A 13,351-nucleotide genomic window follows, 5' to 3' on the forward strand; every position below is an offset into this window, starting at 1 on the left:
CAGCCGCCGGCAGGAAAACTCAAGAAGCCAGCGGCAAAACTTGCCAAAGCCCATTCTGCTGAATCAATTGCCGGTCGCAGTCCGCTTCACGGGCGGCGGCCAAAGGTTGCCCAGGCAGAGCCTGAACGACACGCTGACCCTCACTGCGCAACTGGCAGACGGTCTGCCAGAGTGCCGCGTCAGTGCTGTCAGGCATCCAGATACCGCCAGACGGTAGCTCGACCTCAGCACGCCCCAGGGTCACCAGGGTTTTCAAATCGGTAGAAAAACCGGTCGCTGGACGGGCACGCCCAAAATCGGCTCCGATGTCATCGTAACGGCCACCCTGAGCAATCGATTGACCCACGCCCGGTACAAACACTGCGAACACCACACCCGTGTGGTAGTGATAGCCCCGCAGCTCGCCCAGGTCGAAGTACAGCGGCAAATCAGGGAAACGCACCGACAAGCGCTCGGCGATCGTCAGCAATTCATCCAGAGCCAGCAGCACCGAGGTCGGTGCACCCGCCAGGCGACGGCGGGCATCGCCCAGTACTTCGCGGCTGCCACACAACTCCACCAGGGAGCGCAGCATGTCCGCCAGGTCGGCTGGCAAGCCCTCGGTCAGGCTGATGACTTCATCGATCGCCTTGCGCTGCAGGGCGTCGAACAATTGTTGCTCTACGGCGCCGGACAGGCCGGCAGCCTGGGCCAGGCCACGGTAGATGCCTACGTGCCCCAGATCCATGTGCACATCCGGCACATCGGCCAACTGCAGCATGGCCAGCATCAGGCTGATGACCTCAACGTCGCTGCTCGGGCTGGCGTCGCCGTACAACTCGGCGCCCAACTGGATCGGGCTGCGCGAAGACGACAAGGCCCGCGGCTGAGCATGCAGCACACTGCCGGCATAGCACAGGCGGCTCGGCCCTTCACGGCGCAAGGTGTGAGCATCGATTCGCGCCACTTGTGGCGTGATGTCGGCACGGAACCCCATCTGCCGACCCGACTGCGGGTCGATGACCTTGAAGGTACGCAGGTCCAGGTCCTGGCCAGCGCCTGTCAGCAGGGATTCCAGGTATTCGATATGGGGAGTAACGACAAATTCGTAACCCCAACTCTGAAACAGATCCAACACCTGACGACGCGCCACTTCAATGCGCGCCGCTTCCGGCGGCAATACTTCTTCGATGCCATCTGGCAGCAGCCAGCGGTCTACCGTTGCCATTACGCCATTCCCCTATGGTCCGGGCGGCAAGCCTGGGGCCAGCCTTAGAGTGAAGCAGAAAACAGTCGCATCCGACGCGAGCTCAGCCGGACAGGCAGCCAGAAATCAGCTGTACAGACTATTTTCCTCGAAAAATCTTGCCGAGCTCTTGAACGAGCCGCGGCCAATCAAAGATGCAGACGCAAAAAAGCCGGGAATTTCCCGGCTGCCGCATCATACACCCGTTTTCCCAAAGGATCACCCCGCGAGGCATTTTAGCCGCCCGGCGGGGTGCCCCAGGATCAGGGCCGGATCAAGGCTTGGACTTTTCCAGGTAATGGAAAAAGTCACTGCTTGGGTCCAGAACCATGACGTCGGATTTGTTCGCAAAGCTTTCACGGTAGGCACGCAGGCTACGGTAGAACGCATAGAACTCCTGGTCCTGGCCATAGGCCTTGGCGTAGATCGCCGCCGCCTGAGCATCACCGTCACCGCGCGCCTCTTCAGACTCACGATAGGCTTCGGCCAGCAGCACGCGACGCTGACGATCAGCGTCAGCACGAATACCTTCGGCCAACTCGTTACCCTTGGCACGATGCTCGCGAGCCTCACGCTCACGCTCTGTACTCATCCGCTCGAACACGCTGCGGTTCACTTCCTTCGGCAGATCGATGGCCTTGACCCGGACATCGACCACTTCGATACCCAGCTCCTTTTCCGCCATCTTGTTCAGCGAAGCCGTGATATCCGCCATCAGCGCATCACGCTCACCGGAAACCACTTCATGCAGGGTGCGCTTACCAAACTGGTCACGCAGGCCCGATTCCAGACGACGGGAAAGACGCTCGTCGGCAATTTGCTTGAGACCGGAAGTCGCGGTGTAGAAGCGCTCGGCATCCTTCACTCGCCACTTGGCGTAGGCATCCACCATTACGGCTTTCTTTTCCAGGGTCAGGAAGCGCTGTGTCGGTGCATCCAGGGTCATCAGGCGCGCATCAAACTTACGCACCTGGTTCACGTAGGGCACTTTCACATGCAGACCAGGCTGGACATCAGCCTGAACCACGCGACCGAACTGCAGCAACACCGCGCGCTCGGTCTGAGCGACGATGTAGAAGCTGTTCCAGGCAACCACCGCCACGACAACGCCCACGATCAGGGCGATCAGCGATTTATTGCTCATCAGCGACTCTCCCTAGAACGCGTCTGCTGCTGTTGCTGCATGTGATCAGCAGCGGCGCGCGCATTCGCTTCATTGCTGGTCGCAGACGCCGAGCCCGTTGCCGGAACACCACCGCTACGACCACTGTCGATCATCTTGTCCAGAGGCAGGTAGAGCAGGTTGTTCTGCCCACCTTTGCTGCCGGTCACCAGCACCTTGCTGGTATTGCTGAAGACTTCCTGCATGGTATCCAGGTACAGGCGCTGACGAGTCACTTCAGGAGCCTTGCGGTACTCGGCAACCAGCTTGGTAAAGCGATCAGCCTCACCCTTGGCCCGCGATACCACTTCGTCGCGATAACCATTGGCATCTTCGAGGATGCGCTGAGCCTGACCACGAGCCTCCGGCACAACACCGTTGGCATAGGTTTCAGCCTGGTTGCGCGAACGCTGTTCGTCTTCACGAGCACGGATCACGTCGTCGAAGGCTTCCTGCACTTCACGCGGTGCGGCTGCACTCTGTACGTTCACCTGAGTCACGGTGATACCGGTGCGGTAGTTGTCGAGGAAGCGTTGCAGCCGCTCCTTGATCTCACTGGCCATCAATTCACGACCTTCGGTCAGCACCTGGTCCATGGCGGTGGAACCCACCACGTGGCGCAGAGCACTGTCGGTCGCATGCTGCAGGCTGATTTCCGGCTGATCAACGTTCAGCACGAAGTCCTGCAGGTTGCTGATCTTGTACTGCACGGTCAGTGGCACTTCGACGATGTTCTCGTCCTCGGTGAGCATCTGCCCCTGCTTGGTGTAGGCACGCTCACGCGTGACGTTTTCCATGTACTTGCGATCGATCGGCGGGAAGTAGATGTTCAGACCCGGGCCAACGGTCTCGTAGTATTTGCCGAAGCGCAGCACCACGGCTTGCTCCTGCTCATCGACTACATATACCGCGCTGTACAGCCACACGGCCGCCAGCACGACAAGACCAATACCCAGCAAGCCGAAACCACCGCCCTTGCCGGAGCCACCGCCGTCATCACCACGTTTCTTACCACCACCGAACAACCCATTCAGGCTTTCCTGCAGCTTACGGAAGGCCTCGTCGAGATCTGGTGGCCCCTTGCGATCGCCATTATTGCGGCGCTTACCACCCCAAGGGTCCTGATTATTCGAGTTGCCACCCGGCTCATTCCAAGCCATAGCGCTCTCCATCTGATAAAGCAAAGACGCACCCACGGCGCGCCGACCAATGCTACAGAATGCCTGCTACAGCGGCACAACCGCATGCCCAGGCTTTTATTGCAAAGTGTGTTGCTCGATGAATTCCGACGGCTGCAGACCTTCGCGACTGACCAGCCGGTTCAACTCGGCCCGCGGCAGGCGAACGGCCAGCAAACTGACCCCTTCGTCGTCGTGATCTTCTTTCTGCACAGCGTTCAACTGGAAAAACTGTGCTCGCAGTCGAGCAAAACGCTGAGGCAAGCGCAAGGTGCCCACGAACAAATCTTCGCCCAGCAGCTCCGCAATGGCCTGTTTGAGCAGATCCAGTCCCTGGCCATCACGGGCCGACAACCAGACCCGCTGCGGCTTGCCATCGGGATCGCGCTGAATCTGTGGCTCCACACCCTCGAGCAAATCGAGTTTGTTATAGACCTCCAGGATCGGCAAGTCTTGAGCCCCGATCTCCCCCAGCACGACCATCACCTGCTCGATCTGGGCCATGCGTTCGGGCTCATGAGCATCGATCACATGAAGCAGCAGGTCAGAGTTGCTGGACTCTTCGAGGGTAGCCCGAAAGGCCTCCACCAGTTTGTGCGGCAGGTGGCGAATGAAACCTACGGTATCAGCCAGCACAATCGGCCCCAGATCATCCAGCTCCAAACGGCGCAAGGTCGGATCGAGGGTGGCGAACAACTGGTCGGCGGCGAAAACATCGGATTGGGTGACCGCGTTGAACAACGTGGACTTGCCGGCGTTGGTGTAACCCACCAGCGAAACCGAAGGGATGTCGGCACGCTTGCGGCCTCGACGAGCCTGCTCGCGCTGGCTGCGAACCTTTTCCAGCCGCGCCTTGATCTGCCGCAGACGCACTCGCAGCAGGCGCCGGTCGGTTTCCAACTGAGTTTCACCCGGGCCACGCAGACCAATACCGCCTTTCTGCCGTTCAAGGTGAGTCCAGCCACGAACCAATCGCGTGCTCATGTGCTCAAGCTGTGCCAGTTCAACCTGGAGCTTGCCCTCATGAGTGCGCGCGCGCTGAGCGAAGATATCGAGAATCAGACCCGTGCGATCAATCACGCGACACTCGAATACACGTTCGAGGTTACGTTCCTGACTGGGCGTGAGGATGTGATTGAAAATCACCAGGTCTACCTGTTCGGCTTTGACCAGATCGCGCAATTCCTCGACCTTGCCGCTGCCAACCAGGTATTTGGCGGTTGGCCGATGACGCGGCACGCTAACAAACGCGACGGTCTCGGCGCCGGCCGATAATGCCAGCTCCTGAAACTCCTGCGGATCTTCGCGCGCCTCAGGGTCCTGACCATCCAAGTGAACGAGAATGGCCCGTTCACCACCACCGTGGCGCTCAAAGAACAAAGGAGACTCCTATCAGGCGTTACCTGGCTCAGCGTCACCCTGTTCGGATTCGGATGCGCTAGGCAGACGAATTGGGCGAACCGGAACCACTGTCGAGATAGCGTGCTTGTAAACCATTTGGCTGACGGTGTTTTTCAGCAGGATAACGAACTGGTCGAAGGACTCGATCGTGCCTTGCAGTTTGATCCCGTTAACCAGATAGATGGAAACCCCAACTTTCTCTTTACGCAATGTATTCAAGTAAGGGTCTTGTAGCGAATGCCCTTTTGACATGTGCCGCACTCCTTTAAGGATCAATAATAAAAATCGGAAAACAGATAGCTAAAACCGTCACACCCCCAAGGATAGACGGCAATTGCAAGGACTCAGCTCAATATGGAGATCGTCCCTAAGTATTTCAAGGCGCGTGGCAGATTGTCGCAATCCAGACTGTCCAACCATTGCAGGTCAGCCCAACTGCGTAACCAGGTGAACTGCCGTTTCGCCAATTGGCGCGTGGCAATGATGCCCCGCTCCTGCATTTCGGCTGACGTCAGCTTGCCATCCAGATGATCCCAGACTTGGCGATAACCCACTGCACGTATAGACGGCAACCCGGCATGCAGGTCACTTCTTGAGCGCAGAGCTACGACCTCGTCAATGAATCCCTGTTCCAACATTTGTGTGAATCTTTGTGCAATACGCTGGTGCAGTACCTGACGATTCGCCGGAGCGATGGCCAGATTGGCGACAGTATAGGGCAATTGACCGCGTCCCGATGCGCCTGCTTCAGCACTTTGCGCCAATTGACGCTGACGATGAGCGGTCATTGTCAGGCCGCTGACCCGATAGACTTCCAGCGCTCTCGTCAGGCGTTGAGGATCATTGGGATGAATCCTCGCCGCAGACTCGGGGTCCACAGCCGCCAACTGGTCATGCAGCGCCTGCCAACCAAGGCGTTGCGCCTCGTCTTCGAGTTCGGCGCGGACCTGCGGGTCTGCTGGCGGCATATCCGCCAGGCCTTCAAGCAGCGCCTTGTAATACAGCATGGTGCCGCCCACCAGCAGCGGAATCTTGCCCCGGGCGGTGATATCGGCCATAGCCGCCAGGGCATCGGTACGAAAATCTGCCGCCGAGTAGCTTTCGACGGGGTCGAGAATATCGATCAGGCGATGGGGAAACTGCGCCAGCAGCTCCTTGGAGGGCTTGGCAGTACCGATATCCATGCCGCGATACACCAGCGCCGAATCGACACTGATCAGCTCGCAAGGCAGCACCTTGGTCAGCTCGATGGCCAGGTCGGTCTTGCCCGCAGCGGTCGGGCCCATCAGGAAAATCGCAGGAGGAAGCTGAGTCATCAACGGCCGCGCAAAAAGAGTTTGTCCAGATCATCCAGACCCAATTGGGTCCAGGTCGGTCGACCGTGGTTGCACTGGCCGCTGCGTTCGGTGTTTTCCATATCCCGCAACAGGCCGTTCATTTCCGCCAGGGCCAGGCGCCGGTTGGCGCGAATGGCACCGTGGCAGGCCATGGTACCGAGCAGCTCATTAAGATGAGCCTGAATTCGGTCGCTGGTGCCGTACTCCATCAAATCAGCGAGCACATCGTGCACCAGGCGATTGGCTTCGGCCTGCTTCAACAGCGCCGGAATCTGTCGGATCGCCAGGGACTCGGGCCCCAGGCGCTGCAACTCGAAGCCCAGACGCTGGAACCAGGCAACATGCTCTTCCGCGCAATCAGCTTCACGCTGGCTGACAGCAATGGATTCCGGCACCAACAACGGCTGGCCACTCAAGCCTTCGCTGGCCATGGCCACCTTCAGGCGCTCGTACATGATCCGTTCATGAGCGGCGTGCATATCCACCAGCACCAGGCCCAGAGCGTTTTCCGCAAGGATATAGATGCCCTTGAGCTGCGCCAGGGCATAGCCCAGCGGAGGAATATCCTCCTGCCCTTCCGGCAGCGCTGTCGCCGCAGCCCCCGGCAAAGGTGCGAAGAACTCGCGATAGACTCCCTGGGACTCCGCCGCCGGCAGCACCGGCTGGGGCCGTGGCGTGTACTGATATTGATAGCCACTGCCAACACCGGAACCCGGCGCACTGAAGCTCGGCTGGGCCTGCGGCTGTTCCAGCGCCAGGTTCGCAGCCAGGCGCATTTCACCCTGAGGTCCGAACTCACCGGCTTCGATACCGCTGGGCCGCACAATACCTGCGACCGCCGCCGGCGCTGCCAACTGGTCCTCGGGGCGCACATCGCCCAAGGCCCTGTGCAAGGTGCCATAAAGGAAGTCATGGACCATGCGCCCGTCACGGAAGCGCACTTCATGCTTGGTCGGGTGCACGTTGACGTCGACCACCGAGGGGTCGACTTCAAAGAACAGCACAAAAGTCGGATGCCGGCCGTTGAACAGTACATCGCGATAGGCCTGACGCACCGCGTGGGCCACCAGTTTGTCCCGTACCGCACGACCGTTGACGTAGAAATACTGCAAATCCGCCTGACTGCGGGAGAAGGTCGGCAAGCCCACCCAGCCCCACAGATGCAGGCCGTTGCGTTCGACCTCAATGGGCAGCGCCTGCTCCAAAAAGCCCGAGCCACAGACCGCCGCCACGCGCCGGGCGCGAGCTGCGTCGTCCTTGGCTTCATGCAGACTAAGGATGCTCTTGCCGTTGTGGCGCAAGTGGAAAGCCACATCGAAACGCGCCAGAGCCAAACGCTTGATCACTTCCTGCAGGTGATCAAACTCGGTTTTCTCCGCCTTGAGAAACTTGCGTCGGGCCGGAGTATTGAAGAACAGGTCACGTACTTCCACCGAGGTGCCTACCGGGTGGGCCGCAGGCTGCACTCGCGGCGCCATGTCACGGCCTTCGGTTTCTACCTGCCAGGCCTGATCGGCATCACGGGTACGTGAAGTCAGAGTCAAGCGCGCCACGGAACTGATGGAGGCCAGGGCTTCCCCACGAAACCCCAGGCTCATCACCCGCTCCAGGTCTTCCAGGTCGCGGATCTTGCTGGTGGCGTGCCGCGCCAGCGCCAGGGGCAGATCGTCGGAGGAAATGCCACTGCCATCATCACGGACCCGCAGCAACTTGACTCCAGCCTGCTCGACATCCACATCAATGCGCTTGGCGCCGGAGTCCAGGCTGTTTTCCAACAGCTCCTTGATCACCGAAGCCGGGCGCTCAACCACCTCGCCCGCGGCGATCTGGTTGGCCAGGCGCGGGCTGAGCAGCTCGATGCGCGCGCTGCTGATTACCGAGTCACTCATTCCTTGGCCGCCAATTCAGTACCGGGGATGGTCAGGACCTGCCCCACTTTCAATTCATCACTTTTCAGATTGTTGGCACTGCGCAGGGTGGCCGCCGATACCTGGTAGCGCACCGCGATCATCGCCAGGGTTTCCCCCGGGTTGACCCGGTGATCACGAGGGCCCTGGGCAATCTTCCCGGAGTCCCGCAGCCAGGCGATATAAGTGCCCGGTGGCGGGTTCTGCTGGAAGAACTGCCGCACGCCGCTGCTGATGGAGCGAGCCAAGGCCTGCTGGTGGCTGGCGGTGGCCAGCTTCGAAGCTTCATTAGAGTTGGAGATAAAGCCGGTTTCCACCAGGATCGATGGAATGTCCGGGGACTTGAGCACCATGAACCCGGCCTGTTCCACACGCTGTTTGTGCAGCGGGGTGACTCGGCCGATGTTGTTCAGGACTTTCTGCCCGACATTGAGGCTGGAGGTCAGGGATGCGGTCATCGACAGATCCAGCAGCACCCCGGCCAGCATCCGGTCCTTGTCATCCAGGCTGACGTTGCCCGCACCACCGATCAGGTCGGAGCGGTTTTCACTGTCCGCCAGCCAGCGAGCAGTTTCCGATGTGGCGCCGCGCTCGGACAAGGCGAATACCGAGGCGCCAAAGGCCGCAGCAGAAGGTGCGGCATCGGCGTGGATCGAAACGAACAGGTCAGCCCCCTTCTTCCGAGCGATCTCGGTGCGACCGCGCAACGGAATGAAGTAGTCGCCAGTACGAGTCAGCTCGGCGCGGAACCCTTTGAGGCCATTGACCTGGCGCTGCAGTTCGCGGGCAATGGCCAGCACCACGTCCTTCTCATGCTGGCCACGCGAACCGGAGGCACCCGGGTCTTCACCGCCGTGACCGGCATCGATCACCACAATGATGTCGCGCTTGCCCGCCGGGGCCGGCGGCAGCTTGATCGCCGGCTCCGCAGGCGTGACTGGCACGGCTGGAACGGTAGCCACAGCAGGGGGCGGAGCAACAGGCGGCGCGGCATCAGCCGGGTTGTCGAACAGATCGACTACCAGGCGATTGCCGTACTGGGCGTTGGGCGCCAGGGTGAAACTCTTGGGGGTGACGGCCTTTTTCAGGTCGATGACCACCCGCAGGTCACTGGGGGTACGCTGCGCCGAGCGCATGGCAGTAATCGGCGTATTGGCCGTGGCAACATTCAGCGGACCGCCGAGAGTCGCGCCATTGATATCGATCACCAGACGATCCGGGGCCGTCAGGGTAAAGACGCTGTGCTGAACCGGGCCGGACAGGTCGAATACCAGTCGCGTGTTATCCGGTGCCCGCCACAGGCGGACGCTGCGAACCTGTGTAGCGGCCACAGCATCGACGGCCAATGCCGTAAGCAACAGTCCTACGACAGCAACCAACGCGCGAATGCGCATACCTAACCCCATCAATTATTTGAATTCCAACGCCAAAGCGGCACACCAGGACTCGCCTCGCGAGCCTTGAGACAACAGATGCACAGAACGCCCATTGTTATGCGGGGTAATGGTAATGGTCAGGTCGGGCTTTGGCAAAAAGCCTGCACCACGCTGGGGCCACTCCAACAGACACAGTGCATCGCCTTCGAAGTAGTCGCGAATCCCCAGGAATTCCAGCTCTTCCGGGTCCACAAGACGGTACAGGTCGAAGTGAAAAGCCCGCACCGGGCCTATCTCGTAGGGCTCCACCAGGGTAAAGGTCGGACTTTTTACCGCCCCTTTATGCCCTAGCCCCCGGATGATCCCACGGGACAAGGTGGTTTTACCCGCCCCCAGATCGCCTTCAAGAAAGATCACCCCCACGCCCTGAGTGACCTGAGCAATGCGTGCACCAAATTCCACCATGGCCTGCTCATCGGCCAGATAAAGGGTTAACTCAGACACGGTGATTGCTCCTCCAACAACTGACGAATGGCTGGAATCAGATCACTGGCCGCCAGCCCTCGGCCCAATTTGCCTTGCTGCTCGCCGGCGCGGGCGTGTACCCAGACCGCCAGGCAAGCTGCATCGAATGTCGACAGTCCCTGCGCCATCAACGCACCGATCAACCCCGCGAGCACATCCCCCAACCCCGCCGTGGCCATCGCCGGATGCCCACCCTCACAACGGGCCACTTGCCCGTCGGGACTGGCGATCAGGCTACCGGCGCCCTTGAGCACGGCAACCGCCGAGTATTTTGCGCTCAAGGCTCGGGCCGCCGCCGGACGATCACCCTGGACCTCGGCGATGGAAACCCCCAGCAGACGGGCCGCCTCCCCAGGATGAGGGGTGATCACGCAGGCCGCCGGCAGTTGTAGGCCGCCCAGAGCCAGGAGGTTCAAGGCATCGGCATCCCATACCTGTGGCAAAGGTGCGCTGGCCGCTGCCGACAACAGGCTGCGCCCCCAAGCGCCCTGCCCCAGCCCGGGACCGACCACCAACACCGTGGCCCGCGCCAACAACCCCATCAGTTGGTTGGCCGAATGGGTGCCCTGGGTCATGACTTCCGGCAGCCGTGCGGCGGCCGCCGCCACGTGTTCACTGCGAGTCGCCAGGGACACCAGTCCCGCACCACTGCGCAAGGCACTTTCCGCGCTCAATAACGCGGCGCCGGCAAAGCCGCAGTCGCCACCGATCAGCAATAAATGACCGAACTGGCCCTTATGAGCGTCCAGAGGACGAGCCTGTAGTCGCGGCAAATGGGCGCCAGTCAGCAACTGAACGTCGGGTAAAGGGTGTTTTGTCTGCGGCATGCGTCTTCGGGCTCCGATGTCTGGCAGAATTATACGCACCTCAGCTCCGGTTTCTCTCGCCTCATGCCCGCTATTACCCAGGATCTCCCCGCTCTCGCCCAATCGATCAAGGACTGGGGCCGCGAACTGGGCTTTCAGCAAGTCGGCATCAGCGGCCTGGACCTGGCCGAGCATGAGCAGCACCTGGAACGCTGGCTCGCCGCCGGCTACCACGGCGAAATGGAATACATGGGCGCCCATGGCAGCAAACGCTCCCATCCTGATCAGTTGGTGCCCGGCACGCTGCGGGTGGTATCGCTGCGCATGGACTACCTGCCCGGCGACACCCAGATGGCCCAGCGCCTGGCCGAGCCGTCCAAGGCGTATGTCTCGCGCTACGCCCTGGGCCGCGACTATCACAAGTTGATCCGCAAGCGTGTGCAGCAACTGGCTGAACGCATCCAGCAAGCCATTGGCCCCTTTGGCTACCGCGCATTCGTCGACAGCGCGCCGGTGCTTGAAAAAGCCATCGCTGAGCAGGCCGGGCTCGGCTGGATCGGCAAGAACACCTTGGTACTCAACCGCAAGGCCGGCAGCTACTTCTTCCTCAGCGAGCTGTTCGTCGACCTGCCTCTGCCAGTGGACGAGCCCCACGCCACCGAACACTGCGGGCGCTGCACCGCCTGCCTGGACATCTGCCCGACCAACGCCTTCGTCGGCCCCTATGTACTGGATGCCCGGCGCTGTATTTCCTACCTGACCATCGAACTGAAAAGCGCCATTCCCGAAGACCTGCGCCCCCTGATCGGCAATCGGGTATTCGGCTGCGATGACTGCCAGATCGTCTGCCCCTGGAACCGCTTCGCCCGCCCCTCGGGAGAAGGCGACTTCAAACCCCGGCACAACCTGGACAATGCCGAACTGGCAGAACTGTTCATGTGGGACGAGGACAAATTCCTCAGCAGCACCGAAGGCTCGCCCCTGCGCCGCGCCGGTTATGAGCGCTGGCTACGCAACCTGGCGGTAGGCCTGGGCAACGCCCCTTCCAGCATTCCGGTACTTGAAGCCCTGAAGGCGCGCCAGGACTACCCCTCTGAACTGGTCCGCGAGCACGTGCAGTGGGCCCTGAGCCAGCACGCCAAGCGTCAATGTTCGTCGTTGTAGACGAACTTGGGCATTTCCCAATGAAAGCGGATGGCCAACAGCCGTAACAGAAAGCCGCCGAACAGGGTGACCAGGATCGACTGCTCGCTGGGCAACTGCAGATAAATGCATAGCATGTAGCACCAGGCCGCTGCGAAGGACACGCTGGCGTACAGCTCACGGCGGAAGATCAAGGGAATGTCGTTGCAGAAGATATCCCGAAGGATGCCGCCAAAGACCCCAGTGATCACCCCACTGACCGCCGCCACCAGCATGCCGTGCCCCATTTCCAGGGCTGTCATGCAACCGATCAGGGTAAAAGCCACCAGGCCCACGGCGTCGAGCACCAGAAACAGCGAACGCAGATGGCGCATCAGCGGCGCGATAAAGATTGTCACCAGGGCCGCCACCGAGGTCAGCACCAGGTATTCCGGGTGCTTGACCCACGTCAGCGGGTAATGGCCCAGCAGCACATCACGCACTGAGCCGCCGCCAAGGGCAGTGACACAGGCGATCAGCACCACGCCGAACCAGTCCATGCCGCGACGGCCGGCAGACAAGGCGCCGGTCATGGCTTCGGCGGTAATGGCGATCAGATAAAGCATCAACAGCATGATGGCGGTCCTTACAGGAAGGCGCGCAGTCTACTCAGTTGAAGCGAGCACCAAAAGAGGGCGGGTACGGGCGCCGCCAACAGCGCGCGCCCGTTCGCCGGCAAGCCGGCTCCTGCAGGTCAGAATTTGATGAAGTGCTTGCGGTAATGCTGCAGCTCGGCGATGGATTCGCGGATGTCGTCCAGAGCCAGGTGAGTGCTGCCTTTCTTGAAGCTGTCGCGCACGTCCGGGGCCCAGCGGGCGGCCAGTTCCTTGAGGGTCGAGACGTCCAGGTTGCGGTAGTGGAAGTAACTTTCCAGGGCCTTCATGTGGCGATAGAGGAAGCGTCGGTCCTGGCAGATGCTGTTGCCACAGATGGGCGACTTGCCCTTGGGTACCCACTGCTCCAGAAAGGCAATGGTCTGGGCTTCGGCTTCGGCCATGCTGATGCGGCTGTCGCGAACCCGCTGAGTCAGGCCGGAACCACCGTGCTGGCGAGTGTTCCACTCGTCCATGCCGGCAAGAATCTCGTCGCTCTGGTGGATTGCGATGACCGGTCCTTCAGCCAAGGTGTTCAGATTGCTGTCAGTGACAATGGTCGCCATCTCGATGATGACGTCGGTGTCGGGGTTCAGACCGGTCATTTCCAGATCGATCCAAATCAGGTTCTGCGGGTTTTGCATGGGGAGGGCTCCTCG

Annotated in this window: 13 protein-coding genes; 1 reads left to right on the forward strand and 12 read right to left on the reverse strand. The window is 60.8% G+C overall.

Features of this window, described 5'->3' with window-relative positions:
* Positions 1-19: 19 nt before the first annotated feature.
* From FW796_RS14585 to FW796_RS14630, 10 genes are all read right to left on the reverse strand, one after another.
* Positions 20-1,207 (reverse strand): ATP phosphoribosyltransferase regulatory subunit, encoded by a 1,188-nt coding sequence (locus FW796_RS14585; RefSeq protein ID WP_123723399.1) that lies wholly within the window; start codon positions 1,205-1,207, stop codon positions 20-22.
* Between the two features lie 292 nt (positions 1,208-1,499).
* The gene (hflC, locus tag FW796_RS14590; RefSeq protein WP_011058941.1) at positions 1,500-2,369 is read right to left on the reverse strand and encodes a protease modulator HflC; all 870 of its coding nucleotides are present in this window, start codon (positions 2,367-2,369) and stop codon (positions 1,500-1,502) included.
* Entirely contained in the window at positions 2,369-3,547 is a 1,179-nt protein-coding gene (gene hflK, locus FW796_RS14595; RefSeq protein ID WP_446439506.1) for an FtsH protease activity modulator HflK, read from the reverse strand. The genes hflC and hflK overlap by 1 nt, the downstream gene beginning before the upstream one ends.
* 96 nt (positions 3,548-3,643) lie before the next feature.
* The gene (gene hflX, locus FW796_RS14600) at positions 3,644-4,945 is read right to left on the reverse strand and encodes a ribosome rescue GTPase HflX (RefSeq protein ID WP_346634560.1); all 1,302 of its coding nucleotides are present in this window, start codon (positions 4,943-4,945) and stop codon (positions 3,644-3,646) included.
* A 12-nt stretch (positions 4,946-4,957) separates the two neighbouring features.
* Positions 4,958-5,218: an RNA chaperone Hfq gene (gene hfq / locus FW796_RS14605; protein ID WP_007921378.1), complete on the reverse strand. Its 261-nt coding sequence runs from the start codon at positions 5,216-5,218 to the stop codon at positions 4,958-4,960.
* Positions 5,219-5,310: 92 nt separating this feature from the next.
* Positions 5,311-6,282, reverse strand: coding sequence for a tRNA (adenosine(37)-N6)-dimethylallyltransferase MiaA (gene miaA / locus FW796_RS14610; protein WP_346634559.1), 972 nt, complete (start codon positions 6,280-6,282; stop codon positions 5,311-5,313).
* Complete coding sequence (mutL, locus tag FW796_RS14615) at positions 6,282-8,192, reverse strand: DNA mismatch repair endonuclease MutL (RefSeq protein ID WP_346634558.1); 1,911 nt, start codon at positions 8,190-8,192, stop codon at positions 6,282-6,284. Before mutL ends, miaA begins: the two co-directional genes overlap by 1 nt.
* The gene (locus FW796_RS14620) at positions 8,189-9,616 is read right to left on the reverse strand and encodes an N-acetylmuramoyl-L-alanine amidase (protein WP_346634557.1); all 1,428 of its coding nucleotides are present in this window, start codon (positions 9,614-9,616) and stop codon (positions 8,189-8,191) included. Before FW796_RS14620 ends, mutL begins: the two co-directional genes overlap by 4 nt.
* A gap of 3 nt (positions 9,617-9,619) precedes the next feature.
* Complete coding sequence (gene tsaE, locus FW796_RS14625; protein ID WP_346634556.1) at positions 9,620-10,090, reverse strand: tRNA (adenosine(37)-N6)-threonylcarbamoyltransferase complex ATPase subunit type 1 TsaE; 471 nt, start codon at positions 10,088-10,090, stop codon at positions 9,620-9,622.
* Positions 10,078-10,938, reverse strand: coding sequence for an NAD(P)H-hydrate dehydratase (locus FW796_RS14630; RefSeq protein ID WP_446439507.1), 861 nt, complete (start codon positions 10,936-10,938; stop codon positions 10,078-10,080). The genes tsaE and FW796_RS14630 overlap by 13 nt, the downstream gene beginning before the upstream one ends.
* A gap of 63 nt (positions 10,939-11,001) precedes the next feature.
* On the opposite strand from FW796_RS14630, the gene queG reads away from it, so the two are divergent.
* Positions 11,002-12,081, forward strand: a complete 1,080-nt coding sequence (gene queG, locus FW796_RS14635; RefSeq protein WP_346634554.1) for a tRNA epoxyqueuosine(34) reductase QueG — start codon at positions 11,002-11,004, stop codon at positions 12,079-12,081.
* Here queG and FW796_RS14640 read toward each other — a convergent pair.
* Positions 12,063-12,677, reverse strand: a complete 615-nt coding sequence (locus FW796_RS14640; RefSeq protein ID WP_177330307.1) for a trimeric intracellular cation channel family protein — start codon at positions 12,675-12,677, stop codon at positions 12,063-12,065. The two genes, queG and FW796_RS14640, sit on opposite strands and share 19 nt — an antisense overlap.
* A gap of 116 nt (positions 12,678-12,793) precedes the next feature.
* Complete coding sequence (gene orn / locus FW796_RS14645) at positions 12,794-13,336, reverse strand: oligoribonuclease (RefSeq protein WP_346634553.1); 543 nt, start codon at positions 13,334-13,336, stop codon at positions 12,794-12,796.
* Between the last annotated feature and the right edge of the window lie 15 nt (positions 13,337-13,351).

This window comes from Pseudomonas sp. 910_21 (genome assembly GCF_052850735.1).